At 65.5% G+C, this 18713-nt stretch carries 17 protein-coding genes; 14 read left to right on the top strand and 3 right to left on the bottom strand.

The window, feature by feature from the left end; translation table 11 throughout:
- Positions 1 to 325: 325 nt before the first annotated feature.
- The 3 genes from ACZ56V_RS06885 to ACZ56V_RS06875 all read left to right on the top strand — a co-directional run bounded on the left by ACZ56V_RS06885 (position 326) and on the right by ACZ56V_RS06875 (position 6084).
- Positions 326 to 1822 (top strand): alpha/beta hydrolase, encoded by a 1497-nt coding sequence (locus ACZ56V_RS06885; protein ID WP_468939898.1) that lies wholly within the window; start codon positions 326 to 328, stop codon positions 1820 to 1822.
- Positions 1823 to 1839: 17 nt separating this feature from the next.
- On the top strand, positions 1840 to 5043 hold the full coding sequence (locus tag ACZ56V_RS06880; protein WP_468939895.1) for an AAA family ATPase: 3204 nt from the start codon (positions 1840 to 1842) through the stop codon (positions 5041 to 5043).
- A gap of 126 nt (positions 5044 to 5169) precedes the next feature.
- The gene (locus tag ACZ56V_RS06875; RefSeq protein WP_468939892.1) at positions 5170 to 6084 is read left to right on the top strand and encodes a phosphotransferase enzyme family protein; all 915 of its coding nucleotides are present in this window, start codon (positions 5170 to 5172) and stop codon (positions 6082 to 6084) included.
- A 4-nt stretch (positions 6085 to 6088) separates the two neighbouring features.
- Here ACZ56V_RS06875 and ACZ56V_RS06870 read toward each other — a convergent pair whose 3' ends face one another.
- Positions 6089 to 7465 carry a sporulation protein gene (locus tag ACZ56V_RS06870; protein WP_468939889.1) on the bottom strand — a complete coding sequence of 459 codons (1377 nt, stop codon included), beginning with the start codon at positions 7463 to 7465 and terminating at the stop codon, positions 6089 to 6091.
- Between the two features lie 210 nt (positions 7466 to 7675).
- Between ACZ56V_RS06870 and ACZ56V_RS06865 the strand changes: the two genes are divergently transcribed.
- Together ACZ56V_RS06865 and ACZ56V_RS06860 are read left to right on the top strand one after the other, a co-directional pair.
- Entirely contained in the window at positions 7676 to 8242 is a 567-nt protein-coding gene (locus ACZ56V_RS06865) for an ATP-binding protein (RefSeq protein WP_468939886.1), read from the top strand.
- A 323-nt stretch (positions 8243 to 8565) separates the two neighbouring features.
- The gene (locus tag ACZ56V_RS06860; protein WP_468939884.1) at positions 8566 to 8865 is read left to right on the top strand and encodes a hypothetical protein; all 300 of its coding nucleotides are present in this window, start codon (positions 8566 to 8568) and stop codon (positions 8863 to 8865) included.
- Positions 8866 to 9275: 410 nt separating this feature from the next.
- On the opposite strand, the gene ACZ56V_RS06855 is transcribed toward ACZ56V_RS06860, so the two are convergent.
- Positions 9276 to 10055 (bottom strand): GntR family transcriptional regulator, encoded by a 780-nt coding sequence (locus ACZ56V_RS06855; RefSeq protein ID WP_468939881.1) that lies wholly within the window; start codon positions 10053 to 10055, stop codon positions 9276 to 9278.
- Positions 10056 to 10220: 165 nt separating this feature from the next.
- Between ACZ56V_RS06855 and ACZ56V_RS06850 the strand changes: the two genes are divergently transcribed.
- From ACZ56V_RS06850 to ACZ56V_RS06830, 5 genes are all read left to right on the top strand, one after another.
- A complete protein-coding gene (locus tag ACZ56V_RS06850; RefSeq protein WP_361855384.1) occupies positions 10221 to 10571 on the top strand; it encodes an SCO3933 family regulatory protein in 351 nt (116 codons plus the stop codon).
- Positions 10571 to 11872, top strand: coding sequence for an FtsK/SpoIIIE domain-containing protein (locus tag ACZ56V_RS06845; protein WP_398911340.1), 1302 nt, complete (start codon positions 10571 to 10573; stop codon positions 11870 to 11872). Before ACZ56V_RS06850 ends, ACZ56V_RS06845 begins: the two co-directional genes overlap by 1 nt.
- Positions 11869 to 12066: a hypothetical protein gene (locus tag ACZ56V_RS06840; RefSeq protein ID WP_136207521.1), complete on the top strand. Its 198-nt coding sequence runs from the start codon at positions 11869 to 11871 to the stop codon at positions 12064 to 12066. Before ACZ56V_RS06845 ends, ACZ56V_RS06840 begins: the two co-directional genes overlap by 4 nt.
- A 302-nt stretch (positions 12067 to 12368) precedes the next feature.
- Positions 12369 to 13727 (top strand): replication initiator, encoded by a 1359-nt coding sequence (locus tag ACZ56V_RS06835; RefSeq protein WP_468940460.1) that lies wholly within the window; start codon positions 12369 to 12371, stop codon positions 13725 to 13727.
- On the top strand, positions 13724 to 13849 hold the full coding sequence (locus ACZ56V_RS06830) for a hypothetical protein (RefSeq protein WP_468939875.1): 126 nt from the start codon (positions 13724 to 13726) through the stop codon (positions 13847 to 13849). The genes ACZ56V_RS06835 and ACZ56V_RS06830 overlap by 4 nt, the downstream gene beginning before the upstream one ends.
- 59 nt (positions 13850 to 13908) lie before the next feature.
- On the opposite strand, the gene ACZ56V_RS06825 is transcribed toward ACZ56V_RS06830, so the two are convergent.
- Entirely contained in the window at positions 13909 to 15471 is a 1563-nt protein-coding gene (locus ACZ56V_RS06825; protein WP_468940458.1) for a recombinase family protein, read from the bottom strand.
- Positions 15472 to 15520: 49 nt separating this feature from the next.
- Here ACZ56V_RS06825 and ACZ56V_RS06820 point away from each other — a divergent pair, with 49 nt between their 5' ends.
- The 4 genes from ACZ56V_RS06820 to ACZ56V_RS06805 all read left to right on the top strand — a co-directional run bounded on the left by ACZ56V_RS06820 (position 15521) and on the right by ACZ56V_RS06805 (position 18515).
- Positions 15521 to 15661 carry a hypothetical protein gene (locus ACZ56V_RS06820; protein WP_468940488.1) on the top strand — a complete coding sequence of 47 codons (141 nt, stop codon included), beginning with the start codon at positions 15521 to 15523 and terminating at the stop codon, positions 15659 to 15661.
- A gap of 124 nt (positions 15662 to 15785) precedes the next feature.
- The gene (locus tag ACZ56V_RS06815) at positions 15786 to 16556 is read left to right on the top strand and encodes an SAM-dependent methyltransferase (RefSeq protein WP_468939872.1); all 771 of its coding nucleotides are present in this window, start codon (positions 15786 to 15788) and stop codon (positions 16554 to 16556) included.
- Positions 16557 to 16607: 51 nt separating this feature from the next.
- Positions 16608 to 17690 carry a hypothetical protein gene (locus ACZ56V_RS06810; RefSeq protein WP_467378041.1) on the top strand — a complete coding sequence of 361 codons (1083 nt, stop codon included), beginning with the start codon at positions 16608 to 16610 and terminating at the stop codon, positions 17688 to 17690.
- 48 nt (positions 17691 to 17738) lie between these two features.
- Complete coding sequence (locus tag ACZ56V_RS06805; protein WP_052838159.1) at positions 17739 to 18515, top strand: TIGR03936 family radical SAM-associated protein; 777 nt, start codon at positions 17739 to 17741, stop codon at positions 18513 to 18515.
- The last annotated feature ends 198 nt before the right edge of the window (positions 18516 to 18713 follow it).

Raw genomic sequence — 18713 nt, 5'->3', positions numbered from 1 at the left:
AGGCGGCCACGCGAGCATCCAGTCCGAGGTGGAGTGGGTCTAGCTGCCGTATGGAAGCCTGGGGCCCTCGAAGCCTGTGAGTCGGCTGGTCAGACCGACTAGATCTCCCGACGGCGGCGAGTCAGGTTGACGGTCCCCTCCGGAGCCGTAGGCCCGAAGTGACCGAGTCTCTGCAGGGGGCCTGACCTCGTCCGTTCAGAGCGCTGGGCCGTTGGTTATGTCCTGACAACGACACATAGATCATGACCTACGTGGCCTAGAACGATGGTCTCAGTGCGTCGATTTCGCTTCCTTGAGCCCTTGAGACTAGTTAGTGTCACAAGCTATGACACAACGGGGGATCGACAGCGTAACGCCGTGGTCGGCCGCACCGGACGTTACGCCGGACCGTACACATGACGCAGTGATCATCGTTCCAGGGATCATGGGAAGTGCCCTCCGCGACACTGTGACGGGCGAACACGTCTGGGGCCTTCGTGATCTCAGGTGGCTCCGCTCAGCCTGGTCGAGGTCTAACGGTCTTCAACCCCTGCACCTGACTGCTGACGAGCGTTCTGGCAACTACGGGCGTATTAGCGCCACTGAGCTTCTACGTTTCCCTGCTTGGGCGCCGTTTCTGCAAGGCTTCGAGCCGTACGGTGACCTTGTCCGGGCGGTTGAAGAGACGGTCACAGATCCGACTGCTGTCCTTCCATTTGCCTACGACTGGCGATTGCCTGTGTCCGTAAATGGTGTCGCTCTTGCTGAGGCAGCTCACCGACACCTAACGAATTGGCGTGCATCGGAGGCGCATTCACTAGGCCGTCGATTGCATGTTGACGAGCGACCCGCCCAGCTGGTGATCGTTGCTCATTCAATGGGAGGATTGGTCACCCGAGCGGCGCTCTCTCATTTCCCGGAACTCGCCGCCGAAGTGCGCACCGTGATCACACTCGGAACTCCATTTCTCGGCTCTGTAAAGACTGCGGTAATGCTGAACGGAAATCGATCAGAATCAATCTCTGCGCTGCCGCGAAAGCAGATGCAGGCACTTGCCTCGTCGCTACCTGGTGTATATGATCTACTCCCAGATTACCGTTGTGTTGACGGAGGGCTCGACATTGCTAGATTGACGCCAAGTGATGTTGCCGCGATTGGCGGAGACAAAGAACTAGCGCATAGTGCGCAAGCCTTTCAGCAAAGAATGCGTTCCCTGGACGCAGGCCCGCTAAAAGCGAGTACTCACCGCGCCGTCGTGGGAGTAACACAACCGACAAGTCAGAGCCTCCGCCTTGAAGCGGGAGTGGTGCATGAGCAATACGTATCGTTCGAGAGAGGAGCCGACGGAGAAATAGCGCGTGACGAAAACGGCATCCCCCGCCGCAGAGATCGTAGGGGTGATGGAACGGTCTATCGTGATTCTGCCTACCTTCCGGGGGTGTCAGTAACTGCGCTTCCATTGCAGCATGGTGCGCTCGCTAAGAACAGCGTTGTCATTGATTTCATCCGGGCGGTCCTAACTGAACATGATCAGGAACTAGGGCCGCCAATGGGGACCGGAGAAGTAGGGTTGTCGGTCCCTGATTTTGTATACGTCGGAACCGAGTGGGTGATTCGCCTGTCGACTGAGGCGGATACGCATGCAGGAATTCGCTGCGGTGTGTACGAGGCCGACACCTTGAGACAGGTAGCTGTCCCACGTTTGGGATGGAAAGATGGCGAAATTGTAGCTCGGACTGCTGTACGCGAACCAGGACTATACCGAGTATCAGTATCCTCAGGCGGAAACGCTCCCGTTACGCAACTCGTCTTGGCAATCGACGCAGCCGCACATGCTAAATAGCGCACATGGATCTTACAATGATTGACGACGTTGACAGCAGACCACTTCAGTTCTTTCCGGTAGGTATTGGGAGTTACCTTTACCACCCGCCGCTAGAATCCCAACCAGAGATTGATGGAGTTGCTGAACTGCTCCGCTCCTTTGGAGCAGAGATCGATAGATGGGAGGTTCCGGAAGAACAGCGGGGATCTGACGCCATTCATGAGCGACTACATGTATGGTCGAATCCGAGTTCGGATAGCGACACCTTCCTGTACTGGGTAGGACACGGGGAGAGCGATGACGGGCCTACGGCCCTTCTCGCTCACGCACTGAGTCCACGTCCTTTGACTGCCAACGGGATGGGACCTGAGGAGTTGGTCCGGTCGCTTGCTGCACGACAGGGGCACAAAAATGGCAGCGGCTGGGCGATAGTTGTAATTGATGCCTGTAAATCTGCGCGGTTCGTGCAGTTGATGAGTGCCTATGCACATCTTAACCCTACGGGCTCAGAGAACTTCCTTTTGGTAGCCACTTCGAAGGATGGAACGGCCAATCTGGGAGAATTTCGAAGAGCGCTGACCACCGTGCTGAATGTGACTTTCCCTGCTCAAGATGCAATCGATTTGAGAGATCTCGCAACTGAACTCAACCGAAACCTGCATGGCTGCCCAGCAATTCCACATACTGATACAGGGCAAGCGTTCCTGCGTAGACGATGGCCAGCCCTTGCGGGCAAATTGCATACCTCTCTCGATGTACTAGCCGAAATTGAATCTGTTCTGGAGGGGCTCCCTGATGACGAGAGGAGGCATTTTATACCGAAAGCAAGAGGTGCGGAGCTTGGCGAACAGGCCTGGTATTTCGAAGGGAGGGAAAATGAAAGACGAGAGATCCTCTCCTGGCTTGACGGTGCTCGCCAAGGGATGCTTGTAGTGACTGGAGCGGCAGGATCCGGAAAGTCAGCCCTATTGGGCCATATTCTCGTTCACACGCGACCTGACTTGCATGGGATCTTGGAGCGGGCGGGGCAACTGAACCCCCTGCCGGCTGACACGCCTAGACCAATTACTCACTTTGACGCCGTAATCCATCTTACTGGGGCCACGCCTAGGGATCTTATAGTTCGTATCGCTGAAGCGGCAGCTGTCGATGTGCCGGATGAACGGATGCCAGTCACAGCACAGATAGCTTCACTCTCAGCAAGGTTGCGACGAAGCCGCAAGCGCAATTTCCTCAGGCCTCATCGCCCTTTCGTGATTCTCGTTGATGCGCTAGATGAGGCGCGACTTCCTCTCGTGATCGCCCGAGAGATCCTCGCGCCTCTAGCAGAGCTGCCGGGCGTTCGCGTCCTTGTTGGCACGCGTGGTTCAACACGGGAGGGGCCCGACTTGCCAACATCCAAGCATCCCGAGTTGATCGAAGCTCTCGTAGTCGGAACCACGCATACGGTTGTAACCGTTGGTCGGGATAGCGAGGCCATGAAGCGGTATGTGCGACGGCGACTGATGGCTGCCCACAGCAAGGGGACCTTGGCAGGAGAAGTGTCACAAATAGAAGCCGTGGCGAAAGCGATCGGGTCATTGGATAGGGAGTTCTTGTACGCGCGCCTGGCTGTCCACGAACTTATTCAGAGTCCTGAAATTATGCACGATGTGAACGCTCTACTAGAAAGCGATCATCGTCAACTATTTGCATATGCTGTGGAGCGTCTTGCGAAAATTTCTCCGGTGAACCGGTCACTGCTTTTCTCTCTATCCCTGGCTCAGGGAAGCGGACTTCCCATTCGTGATGGGCTGTGGTCCTGCGTAGCCTCCTCTCTGGCGGCTGAGTTGGAAACCCCGGTATCAGTATCAGATGGTGATATTGAGGCTCTCCTCAAGGCTGCATCGCCTTATATTGCGCTCGATGCTGATTCAGGGCAAAGCGTGTATCGGCTGGCTCATCACACGTTTGACGAGCACTTTGCCCAATCGCTGTCTGTTTCAGCTACGAGCCGAATGCATCGAGCCATCTCAGGTCGCTTGACATTGGAGATCGAGAGACGTCTTCCTGTGCCTCATGTAAATCCTTACGCTTCTCAGTTTCTCCCTGTTCATTCTGGGTTAGGAGGCAAAGAGGCGTGGGAGGATTTGGCAGGCAGTCGAGTTCTCGGACTCCTTAATCCAGGCACTATTGCAAGAAGCGCCACACGCACAGCCTTCGGGCGCTTCGAACTGCCGCTGCCTATTGTGGATATAATCGTCTCTCAGTCGGGTTCGTCTTGGTCGAGCACTCAGGGCGACGTGATCAATATACCCATTATGTCTCACAGTAGTTGGGTGCGCGCAATCTCCGTTTTTTGTGGACGTGATGGAAATATCAAAATGGTCTCCGCTGGAGATGATGCGAACGTTCAGATTTGGGACTCCGTAACAGGAACCGTTACTGCCACGCTAACTGGCCATTCCGACTGGGTTCGTTCAGTGACTGCCGTGCCCTGCTCAGACGGCCGAACGCTCCTTGCGACGGGAAGTGATGATTACACGGTTCGAATCTGGGATCCAGTGGACGGTGTAGAACTCGCTATTTGTACTGGGTTTTCTGGTTGGGTTCGTGCCCTCTGTTCGTTCATTGACTCAGACGGTAGGACGATACTTGTAACAGCAGGAAATGAAAAAGTTATTCGCGTTTGGGAGATGGGGTCTGGTGCGGAGCTGGCTATCCTTGTCGGTCATGCCGGCTGGGTCAACGCTATTACCTCGTTTGTATCGCGCGATGGTTCGGTTCGGATCGCCACGGGAGGCGATGATGGCACTGTCTGCGTCTGGGATCCGTTGACGGGAGATCTGTTCGCAGTCTTGAAGGGCCACGAAAAGTGGGTGAGTGCAATTGTTACACTTCCGTCTGAAGGCGACAGAGATTTGATTGTGACGGTTGGTGGAGACGGCACAATCCGAATTTGGGATCCTTTTACTGGTTCACAAGTTGCCGAAATGGCCAGTTCGCAAGTGCCGCTAAACGATGTCACGACCTTTACTTCGGCCGATGGAGAGAGGCTGATCGTTACGGCAGGAAATGATGGCGTTGTCCGTTTCTGGAACCCAGTTTCTTGTCATCAAGTAGCTGCGTGGAGCGGCCACGATGGAGCAGTCGCCGCAGTCGCTGCGGTGGAAATGGACGATGACCACTCGTTGATCGCAACAGGTGGTGTTGATGGCACTGTTCGGATTTGGGCTCCTGGAGTCTTGACGGGCCGGTAGGGCTAGCGGCCCTCGCCGCGGTTGCTTGCGATGGGTACCGTCATGGTCGTGTCAGGTGCGCGCTGGGTTGGTCGCCCGTAGGCGTGCGCCGAGTGATCGCGCGCGACTAGGGGAGCTGGTACGGGCATGGCGGTTGACGCTGCTCGATCGGATGAAGGGTTTTCCTCGGCGACGGTCTCGCGGGTGTTGGTTGCCGCGTGCCGGATGGCGGGGGTCAACGACAGAGGCGCCGAGTTGATTCGGCTCGGTGAGAATGCGCTGTTCAGGCTGGCTGAGGTCCCGGTGGTCGTGCGTGTGGCGCGGGGGCAGGAATGGTTCGCGACGGCGCAGAAGGAAGTTGCCGTTGCTCGGTGGTTGGAGCGGGAGGGAGTCTCTGCGGCGCGTATCGTGGAGGACCTTAAGCAACCCCTGCTGATCCACGGGCACCCGGTGACGTTTTGGCACCGGATCGTGGAGGGCGACCGGAAGCCCACCTACGGCGAGCTAGGTGTCATGTTGCGTGGCCTTCACTCGCTCACGGTTCCGGCCGGGCTGGAGTTGCCTCGGTTCGACCCCTTCGGTAAGCAGGAACTGCGGATCGACCGTGCGCCGATTCCGGAGGATGACCGTTCGTTCCTGCGGAAGCGGTGGCGTGAGCTTCAAGATCGGCACGCGGAGCTGCGGTTCGATACGCCCAAGGGGCCGGTGCACGGGGATGCTCATGTGCAAAACCTCATGGTGGACGACCGTGGGCAGGTGGTGCTCATCGACTTCGAGGCCTTCTGTTACGACCACCCTGAGTGGGATCTGATGGTCACCGCTGTTGAGCATCACAGCCTTGGGTGGCAGAGCGACGAGCAGTACGCCGACTTCGTGAGTGCGTATGGGCGGGACCTGTACGACTGGCCCGGTTACGAGACGCTGCGGGGTCTTCAAGAGTTCGGTATGACGACGTGGCTCATGCAGAACATCCGGGAGGATGAGAGGACGGCTGCGGAGTACCGCCGGCGCATCGCGGCGCTTCGTGATGACGCTGCTCCGCGGGACTGGCGTCCCTGGTAGGGGGCTATTCGTCGTCGTCCAGGCGGGCCAGTGCATCGCGTACCTGGTCGTTGAAGGCGGCTACCACTGGGTTGCCCCCGTGTCCGCTGACCTCGGCCTGGAAGTCGGTGACGTAGCGCTGGAAGCGGTTTGACTGAAGGCTGTCGCCGCCGTCCACGGCCAGGCTGGCTGTCTGGACGGCGGCTTCCAGTTCGCCGTTGAGTAGCTGGCTCTGGGCAAGAACCATGCGGCAGAACCCTAGTGTGCGCGCGTACTTCGGGTCGGTGCTGTCTACGGCTCGTTGTGCCTGCTCGACGGCTTCGCGGCGCATCTTGAGGTCGCGGAAGCAGTGGCAGAGTTCGCCCATGAGTTCCGCTGAGTCGAAGTAGCCCAGCCAAGCCGGGTCTTCTCCGGTGTCTGCGCGCTCGAAGTGGCGTTCCGCTTCGTTCATGGCGCGTCCGGCGGCGATTCGGTCGCCTGCGTTCGACAGGGCGCGCGCTTCCATGGCGGCGTAGTTCGCCATGGCACGTGGGGTGGCTCTCCCCTTGGCTCCCTCGACGGCGGCTCGGGCCAGTTGGATGGCCTGGGTGTGGTGGCCGAGGTAGTTGGCCTGGTGGCTGAGGTTGCCGAGGATGCGGGCGCCGAACATGCGGTCGTCGATGACCTGGGACAGGCGCAATGTGGAAGTCAGGTAGCGGTGGGCGAGCCGGTGGTTGCCGGTGTCGTACGCGGTCCACGCGAGGAGCTGCGACACCTCGGCGGCTGCGCCGTAGAGCGCGGTGCCTACCTTCTGGCTGTAGCTCGCGCTGAGCAGGGGGAGGACTTCGTGCCGGAAGTAGTGGCGTAAGGCGCGGTGGCCGTGGCCACCTCCGTACTTGAAGTCCAGCTGCATGAACATGTCCGCTGCGTCTCGGATGGCCCGGACGTCGCGCATGCCGATGCGCTGGTGTGCCGGCCTGTCGGCCTGGATGCCGTCGGGCCTGCTGATCATCCACGACAGGACGGTGGAACTCAGGTCCACGTCGGCGACGATCAGACCTCCATCGTCCGGTGTGTCTTCGGCGCGTTCCTGGGCTAGTCCATCAAGCATGGACAGCGCGTCGGGGACAGTGCTCGGGTAACCGACAGAGTCCGGGGTGGGTTGCTTCGCGTGATCGAAGAATCCAAGATCGCCGGGCGTGACGCGACGGTTCAGCTTGGCACTGAGGACATCGGCCATGATCGCTGCAGTCTGAGGCTGGATGCCTGCGCCGTCGCGCCAACGCTGGACGGCGACGTGAGTGGTTCCCAGGGGCACGCCGCGTTGCGTTGCGGCGTCCTTCATTCGTTTCGCAAGCCCTTTGTTCGAGACCTGCGCTTCGTTCATGACGGCGATCAGTTGCGCGTTCGGCTCTCGGCTCATGCTCCCCTGCCAACCCGAGAAATGACGGCGAGTGTTCATCGTGTCACAACGTGACGAGTTGGGGGGTTCATTGGTGAACCCCCGCGGGCTTTGCCGGTGTTCATCTGAACCCCCCGGTGGACACTCCCGGTCAGAAGCCGTTCGCCGTGTACTGGCTTCCGCGTAGCAAGTGGTCCGGGAAGGGGCCGTCGAAGCTGACAAGGGGACGTCATGGACGCGAGGAAAACGCGGCAGCGCGAGCACGTGGGTGCGGAGATCGAGGCGTTCGCCCATTGGTTCGCGAAGCCTGATCTCTCCGCAGGGCACTTCCTGACCGTGACCCTCTTTGCGGAGGCAGCCGACTCGGCTCGCGTGGCGCGAGACATGACGGCCGTGTTCCTGCGGGGCGCAGGCGCGGATGCCATGGTGGACGATGCTCGGTTGATCGTCTCGGAACTGGTCGGCAACGTGGTGAATCACGTCGTGCCGGAAGCTGCTCTGGCTCAGCCTGGCGGGTCCCGTCGTATGGACGTGAGCTTCAAGCTGTGGCCGAAGTGGCTCTTCATCGGGGTCACGGATGAGGACTCGACACCGCCGCTTCTCCCTGTGGGAGATGTCTTCTCGCCTGGGCTGATGGGTGAGCTGTCAGAGGCAGTGCTGCCCGACAACGGTCGAGGGCTGCTGATCGTTCAGCGGCTGGCGTCCGCTGTCTGGTGGACGCCGGGAGAAGGCGGCGGCAAGACGGTGTGGTGCCGCATGGATGTGGCCCAAGGAGCAGAGGCCGGCTCACCTCGTTGATCTCCGGGCCGTCGCCTCCCGAACCCTCCTTCGCGATCAGGAGCGGAGCGATGGCCCGGACACCGGCCGGAGTCTGACCTCTCCGGCCCACGGGGCGCGGTCCCTTGCGAACTGTCTACCGGGTTCCCCACCCGGCCAAGGGGCCGCGCTTCACAACCTCATACCGAGACCGGACCACCCCCGCGCCTGGCAGCAACCGGGGTGGTCCGGGAGGGGACACAGAGTTCCCCGGTGCCCGATGGTACCGGGGTCGCTGTGCTGTCTACACGCCCCGGGCCACGAAGAGTTGACGATCCGTCGGTTAAGCGGATGGGAGTGGCCAAGTGACTAGCGCGGGTGAGGATTGGCTTCGAGACGGCCTCGACGACATCGCAGACGCGGGGTCGAGTCTGTGGGTGCGTGGGGTCGATTACGTCGGGGGTTGGCGGTCGGCGCGTGAGTCTGCGGATCGGCTGAATCGTGCGCTTCTGGGTGCAGGCTTTGAGCTGTCCGCGGTGCGAGCCGTGGCGTCGGCGGACGAGGCGGGGCGCGGTGTGGTGCGTTTGGCGGGCTGGCCGGAGGCGGCGGATCGGCTCGCCGTGGTCCTGGAGGCGCTGGCTGGCCACGACGGCGGTGCGCGGTGATGGGTGCCGTGGCGGGTGAGCGGTGCGGGTGGGCACGTCGTCGGGTGGAGAGACTTTGGGCGGGAGCTGCCATGGGGCGAGTGAACAGGGGGCCTTACGCTCGCCCGGCGAATCGGGCGGGCACTGGTCCTGCCCGCGTTTATGCCCGATGGGCCCCCTGTTCTTCGAGGCTCGCCCCATGGTGGCTGCCTAAAGTCTCGGAGCCCGGCGACCCCCAGCCCACCACGCCCCAGCTACCGGCGGGCGGTCGTCGCCTCGGCTGCTCGGGCGTGCTGCGGTGTGGGGCGTCCGGCGACCGGACGGGACCGGCGGCCACGCCGCACGCCCGGCCGGGGCGGCCGGGCACCCCGGCGCGCCGCAGGCGCGCCCTTGAGGAAGTGAAGGCGGTTTCGACCGATCCTCGTCGCCGGTCAGGTCTGGCGGCGTCGGGTGGGCTGCTTGTCGGCGGTGATCCGGTAGGCGGCTTCGGCGCGGTCGGCTCCGATGCGGAGTTCTTCGAGGATCAGCGGGCGGTCGTCGGTGCCGTGCGTAATGCGGGACAGGTGCAGGATCGGGGTCGCATCCGGGAGCTGGAGCGTGGCGCGCTCGTCCGGCACCGGCATGCGGGCGCGTACCGTCTCCGACCACCACAGCTTGTGCCCGGCCTCGGCCAAGACGGCGTAGACGGCTGTCGGCTGCTGACCAGGCTCCTCGGCGAGTGCCGGCACACTCTCAGCGACCTCGAAGGGGATCAGCGTCCGGTGCATCGCCCGTGTGCCCGTGGCGGCGTCGGACAGGAGACGGTCACAGCCGAACAGCTCCTCTTCCTCGCCCAGACCGAGGAGCTGCCCGGTCGCCTTCGTCGTGCGGGCGCGGTGCACGCTCGGTTCCTCGGCCTCGTCCCAGACGTCGCCCCCGGGCATCACGAACCGTCCGCCAGGGGCGTGCTGGATGCGGCGGTCAAGGGCGAGCGTGGGGTGTCCGTCGGCGCGTACGAAGCTGCCCTTGCCGTGCCGGACATCGATCAGACCTTCCGCGCGCAGGGCTGCGATGGCGTTGCGGACGGTGGGGCGGGATACCTCGTAGCGGGCCATGAGCTGGGCTTCGGACGGCAGCAGGGACTCGGGGGCGAACTCGCCCGACAGGATCGCTTCCCGGATGGCGGCGGCCACCTGTTGGTAGAGGGCTCCGGGGCGCTGGATCTCCGTCATCTCGGCATCTCCGGTCTGGTGTCGTAGGCACGTCGCACGCGCGACATCACTCGTCAGCATAAGTACTTGCACTCTCGCCGTACAGTGCTCCAAGCTCTTCACTCGTAAGGACAAGTGACGTCCGGATAGGTCGGGCGTCGTCGACGGCCAGGGAGGCCACAGAACATGCAGTCCATTCCCGTGGACACGACGCGGCTCGGCGTACTGCGCTGCGCCATCGCGCCGGAAGCAAAGCTCAGCAACCCCGAGACACAGGAGGTGAAGAAGGACCGGGACGGCAACCCGGTCTACACCGTCGCCGTGACCGTGCGGCAGGACCGGCGGCGGATCTCCGTCATCGAGATCGCCGTGAGCGGCGAACCGAAGGGCATCCAAGAGGGCCAGATCGTCAAGGTGACCGGCCTGACGGCGTTCGCCTGGTCGATGGGCGACCGGCACGGCGTCAGCTTCCGCGCCGACGCCATCACCCCCGTCCCCGCCACGGCGACGGCGCACGGCAAGGGTGGTGACGCCTGATGGAACCGATCCTGATCGCCTTCGCCCTGGCGGTGGTGGCCTGGCTGCTGGTCGTCGGTGACCTGGTGCGCCGCCACCGTCCGGCCTGGCACTGGTACCTCACCGGATACCCGGTGACCGCGTGGCGGGTGGCGTCGACCTGGCGGCGGGTCGCCCTGCTCAACGACCTCGCCGTGTCCCGGCTCCCGGCCCGCACGCTGGTCGGGCATCTGCTGGTCAAGGGTGATCCGGTGCGGCCGGTGGCTCCGCGGATTTCCTTCCCACGAGCGACCCGTATGGGGCTGACGGTGGTGGTGCGGCTGCACGCGGGCCAGACCCCGGCTACCTACATGCAGGCGGCTGACGCGCTGGTCCACGCGTGGAAGGTCCACGCCGTGCGGGTGACCTCGCCGGAACGCGGCCTGGTGCTGCTGACCGCCACGGCCACAGACCCGTTGGAGCGGCCCGGGTTAGCGAGCGCTCCGGCGGAACTGCTCTCGGCGCTGATCGGGGCGTTGGAAACGGGCGGGGCGTGGGTGATGAACCTGCGTTTGGTCCCGCACTGGCTCATCGCGGGGGCCACCCGCTCGGGCAAGTCGACCCTGCTCGCCCGGGTCATCACGCAGCTCGCACCGCAACCCGTCGCGCTGGTCGGCATCGACTGCAAGGGCGGCATGGAACTCGGTCTCTTCGCCGACCGGTTGAGCGCGCTCGCCACATCGAGGCGCGAAGCAGTTGCCGTGCTGACGGCCCTGGTGGTCGACATGCAGGAGCGCATGAGCGACTGCCGCACGGCTGGGGTCCGGTCCGTCTGGGAGCTGCCGGACAAGCTCCGTCCGGTGCCGGTCGTGGTGCTGGTGGACGAGATCGCGGAGCTGTACCTGTCCGACGGCACGCGGCAGAGCAAGGCGGAAGCAGAGCAGTGCTCCACGCTCCTGCTGCGGCTGGCGCAGCTCGGTGCCGCGCTCGGCCTGCACCTGGTGGTTGCCGGCCAACGCGTCGGATCCGACCTCGGCCCAGGCGTCACCGCCCTGCGCGCCCAGCTCGGCGGCCGGATCTGCCACCGCGTCAACGACCCCGGCACCGCAGAAATGACGTTGGGCGACCTCAACAAGGACGCCGTGGCGGTCGCACAGGCGATCACGGCTCAGGAACGCGGTGTGGCCGTGTGCACCGGACCGGACGGGGGCTGGGCCCGTGCCCGCTCCCACCTCACCCCCACGGATGAGGCCGTGGCCACGGCCCGGAAGCACTCCGGCATGGCCCCCGAACTCCCGGCTGTAGAGCGCGCCCTGGTGGCGCTGGAAGGAGACGTCAAGTGATCAGCGAAGGTACGGCGTTCACGTTCGCGGTGGTCTTCGGGATCATCACCGTCCTCCTCGTCCGCTCCCGCGACGTACGCGGCTGGGAGGCGGTCTGCGTCGGCCTCTTCGGCCTCTACCTCGGCCAGACCCCCGTCCTGTTCACCATCCACGGCTTCGTCACGTGGGCCGTCAGCGGCTTCTCCCACACCTGAGAGACAAGGACCCCTCCATGACGATGCGCCGCGTGAGGTGCACCCACTGCAAGGGCGACGGAGCACGCAAGACCTGGACCGGACGACTGCGCCGCTGCCGCGTCTGCCGGGGCACCGGAACCATCCGCTGACCAACGACCCCCACGACTCAGCACCCGATCAGGAGTGATCCCCATGACGGATGACGCGCCACCACCCACCACCCGTGCCGCTGCGGCGGCCCACCCCGGAAGGTCACCACCATCACCCCGCACCCCACCACCCCGGCTGACAGGCGCGCTGCCCTCGACCAAGCGGCGCGCCTGCGTCAGCTCCCCGAAGTCGACCGAGACGCCCTCCGCATCGCCCAAGACCCCGACTTCCCCCGCTGGCTGCAACAGATCACCGCAACCGGCGGCTGCGCCCACCCCGTCCACCTCTCCGGCTCCACCACCACCCTGGACGGCACAACCGGCGAAATCCTCCGCCACTACGACACCCGCAACGAACCCGGCGAACGCCTTCTGGTCCGCTGCCGCAACCGCCGGGCGACCGTGTGCCCCGCCTGCTCCCGACTACACGCGGGCGACACGTTCCACCTGGTTCGCGCCGGTCTCATGGGCGGCAAGAACGTTCCCGCCACTGTTCGCACCCGGCCACGTCTCTTCGCCACCCTGACCGCTCCCTCCTTCGGAGCGGTCCACCGTGCGGGGCAGACCTGCCGCCCTCGCCGTGACGGCGGCGCCTGCGAGCACGGCCGTCCCCTCGGCTGCCACACCGTCCACGCCCCCGACGCCCCCGCTGTCGGACAGCCCCTCTGCCCGGACTGCTACGACTACACCGCACACGTCCTGTGGCACGCGCACGCTGCCAAGCTGTGGGACCGGTTCGTCATCGACGTCCGGCGGCGCCTCGCCTCCTCGGCGGGCATCGTGCAATCCCGCTTCGCCCGGCACGCCCGGCTGTCGTTCGCGCGCATCGCCGAGTACCAGAAGCGGGCGGCCGTCCACGTGCATGCCGTGGTTCGCCTCGACGGGCCGGACGGTCCCGCCGACGATCCCCCGGCCTGGGGCACAACGGATCGGCTCACCCGCGCCGTGCACGCCTCCGCCAAGCGGGTGACCGTCCACACTCCCTACAGCCCAGCCGTAGGCGAACTGGAACTGAGCTGGGGCATACAGACCGACGTCCGTGCCCTGCACGCCGACGGTGACGGCCCCGACGACGACGCCGTGGCCGCGTACGTCGCGAAGTACGTGACCAAAGGCACCGACGAGACCGGCGCCGGCACCGACCATAAGGTCACCACCAGGGACGACATCGACACGGCCCCCGTCAGCCGACACGTCCGTGCCCTCATGCACACCTGTTGGCGACTCGGTGGCCTCCCCGAATACGCACCGCTACGCCTGCGTACCTGGACCCACACCCTCGGCTACCGGGGTCACATCCTCACGAAATCCCGCGTCTACTCCACGACCTACGCCGCACTACGTGCCGAACGAGCCCACCACGTCGGCCACACCGACATCCCCGACGCGATCACAGACGCGCACTGGCGCTACATCGGCTCGGGCCACACCCCCGGCGCTGCCCTCATAGCCGCCGGAGTCGCTGAAGACCTCGCGGAGTGTCGGCGACTCAGCGCAGAAGCCAGCCAACAGGGGGGGTGGGGCCGATGACTCCGCTGCCCAAGCCTGAGCCTGCGAACGACGAAGCGATGCCTCTGATCGACAGCGAGATTGTGATTGTGGGTGAGGACGGTGCGGAAGAACCGTTTGACCCTGCTGCATGGTTCGAGTAGACGACGAAGCCGCCTCCCTCAGATGCCGGGAAGGCGGCTTCGTTCGTGCGCGGGCTGGATCAGAAGGCTTGCGCGAAGTCGTCCTCTCGGATCACGAGTCGCTCGCGTACGTCCTTCGGGATCAGTAGGCGGAGGTGCACCTTCGGGGCTCGGACCTTCGGCACCTTCGTGCGGGTCACCTCGCAGCGGATTCCGACCCGGTACAGGTCCGCGGACATGGCCTCCATGCCGCCTTCCTGCCAGTGCTCACGGAACGTCTTGCCGCCGTGGACGTTAACCCATCGATCCTTTGCTGTCTCGGGGTCGATCGTTTCGAGTTCGCCGATGAGCTTGTCCAGCGTCGCTTCCGCCTGCTCCTTCGTGAACCGCGTCTTCGTGTACCGACCCCCGGGTTCGAGATCCTTCATGTACAGCGCGATGGTCTCTTGAAGGCGCTTGATCTCCTTGCGAGCCTCGGCGCCCTCTGCGTACTGGCGGACCTGCACGGGGAAGTCTCCGAGGACCTTGAGTACGTCCTGCACCAGGCGCTCGTAGACCCGCTCGGGGTTGGGCGCTCCGAGGCCGCCGCTCTTACAGTTGCGGCACCGCAGGTACTGGTACGTCCCGTGCGTGTTGTTCGTGATCTGCACGGTCATGTTCGTCTTGCAGTCGGCGCACAGCAGGACGCCGAGGAACTGTGTCGCTCCTCCGACACGACGCGGCGGCTGATTCTTCTTGCGCTTGTCGAGAGCGGCGCCGAGGGTCTCGAACTCCTCCTCGGTAAAGAGGGGAGGGGCGACTTTGATCGGCCTGCCGTCCTTGCCGAGGAGCGGCTTCGATCGTCGCTGCCCGCCGTTCCTGTCCTCTTCTACCCGATAGCCGAGGAGCGCAGGGTTGCGTAGGCGTCGGTGGAGCGTTGCCACGGTGAGCCCTTGGGTCATCAGGCCGGACCGCTTCAAGCAGCGCACCATGAACCCGGCGGAGCGTCCCCGAAGCGCCATGCGTCGGGCCCAGTGCAGGGCCTTGGCCGCCTCGGGATCGATGACGAGAACGACCTTCCCCGTGTCGTCCTCGTCCGTGACGTAGCCGTACGCCGGCTTCCCGATGATCCAGTCTTCCTGCGACTTCGCGTAGTCCCACAGGCTCGCGACGCGGGTCGAGGTGTTGGCCGCCTCGATCTCGGCAATGCCGCCGATGATCGTGACCATGATCTTTCCGGCGGTCGTCGTAAGGTCAAGGCTGTCGTTCTTCGAGACCAGGTTCTTCCCGCGCTTCAGGCTCCACTCGATCATCGTCGAGAGATCGGAGAGACGCCGTACGAAGCGGTCGAGCTTCCAGAACAGGAGCTCGTCGAACTCAGGGGAGCGGTTGTTCAGCCACTCCCCGAGCTCCTTCCGCTTCCACGGCGGAACCTTCGTCGCCGACACGTTCAGGTCGGAGGCGACGCCGACGACTCGACTCCCGCGCTCCCTTGCCAGGATGCGGAGATCGAGCTCCTGCCGTACCGGCGACGTCGTGTCGTCCGTCAGTACGGACAAGCGGATGGATAAGAGCGCCCGGGGTGCGTCCTGGGGGAGTAGGGCCTCAGCCCGCTTGAGCTCCTCCAACAGGGCAAGGTCGGCCTCGGTCCACTCGGCTTCCACGCTGTAGGCCGCTCGGTCTGCCGCGAGTCGGCGCTGTCCTCGTTTCCTCATGTCAGACAGCGTGGCGCAGTTCGCGGACAGTTTTAAGCGTTTTTCCATATGCCCGGCCATGGACACCGAGATCCAGGTCGGTCCGACCGGCAAGAAGCTGCTGCCGCTGACGGTCAAGAACAGCGCTCCGACCGGCTGAACACGGGGAGTCCCGTGTACGGCCGACGAGTCGATGCGGCCCGTCCGCGCCCGCAGGTCCGGGTGCGGACGGGCCGCAGTTAAATGGGTCGGCATGCCGCTCGGGGGGAACTACCGTCCGTCGCATGACAGCTTCCGGTCTTCCCCCGCGTCTCGGCGGTCTGATGTTCCACGGGCCGTTTTCCGAGGACCGCGCCGGGCGCATGGTCGCGCGGCTCGCCGCCGCCTCGCCCGCGACCGTCCTCGACATCGGCTGCGGCTGGGGCGAACTGCTGCTCCGTGTCCTGGAGTCCGTCCCCGGGGCGACGGGCGTGGGCATGGACATCAACGCCGAAGACCTGGCCAGGGGCAGGGGCCTCGCGAGGGAACGCGGGCTCGCCGATCGGGTCGAGTTCGTGGAGGAGTCGGCGCTCGGCACGGCACGCGGACCCGTGGACGTGGTGCTCTGCCTGGGAGCCGGCCAGGCGCTGTGCGACCCGGGGCAGCCGTACGATCCCGGTGTCGTGCTGCGCGAGCTGCGCCGCCTGGTCCGGCCGGGCGGCCGGGTCGTACTCGGCGAGGGCTTCTGGGAGCGCCTTCCGTCGGAGACGGAACTCGCGGCGATGTGGCCAGGGGCGCGCGCGGGCGATCACCTGGAGCTCGGTCCGCTGGTCGACCTCGCCGTCGCGTCGGGCTTCCGGCCGGCCTGGATCGAGTCGGCGAGCAGGGAGGAGTGGGAGGAGTTCGAGTCCGGGTACCGCCATGACACGGAGCTCTGGCTCGCCACACACCCGGACCATCCCCTTGCCGCCGAGACCCGGGAGCGAGTCGACGGCCAGCGGTCGTCCTGGGTCAACGGCTACCGCAACGTCCTCGGCATCACGTATCTGACTCTGGTGCCGGTCTCCAGGGCCTGAGTGTGAGGACGCCGCGGGATCCGAACGGGGTCCCGCGGCGTCCTTGTGAGCATGGTGGATCTGGAGAAGGCGCCCGACGCGGGGCCGCGGGAAGAGCCGGTGCGCCGGTCGGACGCCGAGGGGTGCCTGGCCGTGGCGGTCCGGATTCCGGTGCGGATCGTGGTGCTGGTGCTGGTCGTGCCGGTGCGCATCGTGTGGGACGCGCTGGTCGTCGTGGGGCGGTTCCTGCGGGACACGGTGCTGCGTCCCGTCGGGCGGGCGCTGGCGTGGCTCGGGCGGGCCGTCTTCGTGTGGCCGCTGGTCGGGCTGTGGCGGTACGTCGTCGTGCCGCTCGCCAAGGGCGTGGGGTGGCTGGGGCAGGTGCTGCTCGTGGTGCCGGCGGTGTGGCTCTACCGGTGGGTGCTGACTCCGGTCGGGCACGGGCTCGCCTGGTTCTTCACCCGGGTGGGCGTGGTGCTCGCGGCGATCGGGCGCGGGCTGTACGCCGGTCTGGCGTGGCTCGGGCGGTACCTGCTCGTCGTACCGGCGGCGTGGTTGTACCGGTGGCTGCTGACGCCGGTCGGGCACGCGCTTGCCTGGTGCGGCAGGGGGCTCGTCTGGTGCGGCAGGCAGGTGGCGCGGGGTGTGGGGCTGGTCGTCACCGGGCTCGGGTTCGTTCTGTACTGGACTGTCCGGGTGCTGCTGGTGCTGCCGGCCCTCGCCGTGTGGCGGTGGGTGCTCACCCCGGTCGGCCGGGCCCTCTCCGTCGTCGGCCGGGAAGTGGCGGACGCCCTCGGGCACGCCTGGCGGATCGCCGGGCACCTCTCGCGCGCCGTCGGGCGGTTCCTCGGCACCGTCCTGCGGTGGACCGTGGCCGAACCGGCGCGCTGGGTGTACCGGAGCGTGCTGACCCCGGTGGGGCACGCCGTGCGGGACGCCGTCCTGCGGCCCCTCGCCGAGGCGGGGCGCGTCGCGGGGCGGGCGGCCCGGCAGGCGCTGGCCTCGGCCCGGCTGTCCGTACGGCAGGCCCGCGCCGATGTGCGCCGGATGCTCTTCGGGGGCCCCGCCGGGCGGCGGCCGGTGGACGGGCGGGAACCATCCGCCGCCGAGGCACGTACTCTTGGTAGTAGTACGACCGCTCTCACGAAGGACTGAACGACACTGGGCAAGCGACAGCCCGTAGGCCCGCCGCCCGTTCCCGCGGTGCAGCGCATCCGACTGCGTTACACCAAGCGCGGCCGCCTCCGGTTCACCAGCCACCGTGACTTCCAGCGCGCCTTCGAGCGTGCGCTGCGCCGCGCCGAGGTGCCGATGGCGTACTCGGCGGGGTTCACTCCGCACCCGAAGGTGTCGTACGCCAATGCCGCACCCACCGGCACGGGCAGTGAGGCGGAGTACCTGGAGATCGCGCTCACCGAAGCGCGCGATCCGGAGCGGCTGCGGCTGCTCCTCGACGAGTCGCTGCCCGCCGGGCTCGACGTCGTCGAGGCGGTCGAGGCCCGGACCTCCGGGCTCGCCGACCGGCTGACGGCCTCCGTGTGGGAGCTGCGGCTGGACGGGGTGGAGTCCGCCGAGGCCGAAGCCGCCGTCGCGGCGTTCAACGCGGCCCCGGCGGTGGAGGTGCAGCGCCGTACGAAGAACGGCGTGCGCACCTTCGACACCCGCTCCGCCGTCGCGCACCTGGAGAGCGTCACCACGCACGGTTCACCGGCTGATAGGCCGACCGACCGGCCCTGTGCGATACTGCGGCTGGTTGTTCGGCACGTGACGCCTGCCGTACGACCCGACGACGTCCTGTCCGGTCTTCGCGCCGTGGCCGACCTGGCGCCGCCGGTCCCCGCAGCGGTGACCAGGCTGGCGCAGGGGCTGTTCGATGAAGAGACCGGTGCGGTGACCGACCCGCTCGCGCCCGACCGCGAGGCAGAAGCGCCCGTGCCGCATCCGGCCGCCGCTTCCGCCGCCGCGAAGGCGCCGGCGTAAGGAAGGTTCCGCGTCGGGACGGACGTCGTAGCGCCGCCCTCGAACTCGGGAGCCACCTGGGTCGGGCAGCGCACCGACCACAAGACTTTCGCCAGGCCGTGCACGACAAGGGGTACGGAACCGGCGAGACAAGACACGGATGAGCTTCCGAGCGGCGCCCGCGCCCCGGACGGCGGCGACCGCGCACCGCGCGAGCCG

Source organism: Streptomyces sp. NPDC034099 (assembly GCF_055575415.1).
Note: the sequence above shows the minus strand (reverse complement) of the source record. Positions and strands in the feature narration are given on the sequence as shown.

Bases quoted from the DNA above. Each gene is read 5' to 3' on its own strand.
- ACZ56V_RS06885 (WP_468939898.1), top strand. From the start codon at position 326: ATGACACAACGGGGGATCGACAGCGTAACGCCGTGGTCGGCCGCACCG.
- ACZ56V_RS06880 (WP_468939895.1), top strand. From the start codon at position 1,840: ATGATTGACGACGTTGACAGCAGACCACTTCAGTTCTTTCCGGTAGGT.
- ACZ56V_RS06875 (WP_468939892.1), top strand. From the start codon at position 5,170: ATGGCGGTTGACGCTGCTCGATCGGATGAAGGGTTTTCCTCGGCGACG.
- ACZ56V_RS06870 (WP_468939889.1), bottom strand. From the start codon at position 7,465: ATGAGCCGAGAGCCGAACGCGCAACTGATCGCCGTCATGAACGAAGCG.
- ACZ56V_RS06865 (WP_468939886.1), top strand. From the start codon at position 7,676: ATGGACGCGAGGAAAACGCGGCAGCGCGAGCACGTGGGTGCGGAGATC.
- ACZ56V_RS06855 (WP_468939881.1), bottom strand. From the start codon at position 10,055: ATGACGGAGATCCAGCGCCCCGGAGCCCTCTACCAACAGGTGGCCGCC.
- ACZ56V_RS06850 (WP_361855384.1), top strand. From the start codon at position 10,221: ATGCAGTCCATTCCCGTGGACACGACGCGGCTCGGCGTACTGCGCTGC.
- ACZ56V_RS06845 (WP_398911340.1), top strand. From the start codon at position 10,571: ATGGAACCGATCCTGATCGCCTTCGCCCTGGCGGTGGTGGCCTGGCTG.
- ACZ56V_RS06830 (WP_468939875.1), top strand. From the start codon at position 13,724: ATGACTCCGCTGCCCAAGCCTGAGCCTGCGAACGACGAAGCGATGCCT.
- ACZ56V_RS06820 (WP_468940488.1), top strand. From the start codon at position 15,521: ATGTCAGACAGCGTGGCGCAGTTCGCGGACAGTTTTAAGCGTTTTTCC.
- ACZ56V_RS06815 (WP_468939872.1), top strand. From the start codon at position 15,786: ATGACAGCTTCCGGTCTTCCCCCGCGTCTCGGCGGTCTGATGTTCCAC.
- ACZ56V_RS06810 (WP_467378041.1), top strand. From the start codon at position 16,608: ATGGTGGATCTGGAGAAGGCGCCCGACGCGGGGCCGCGGGAAGAGCCG.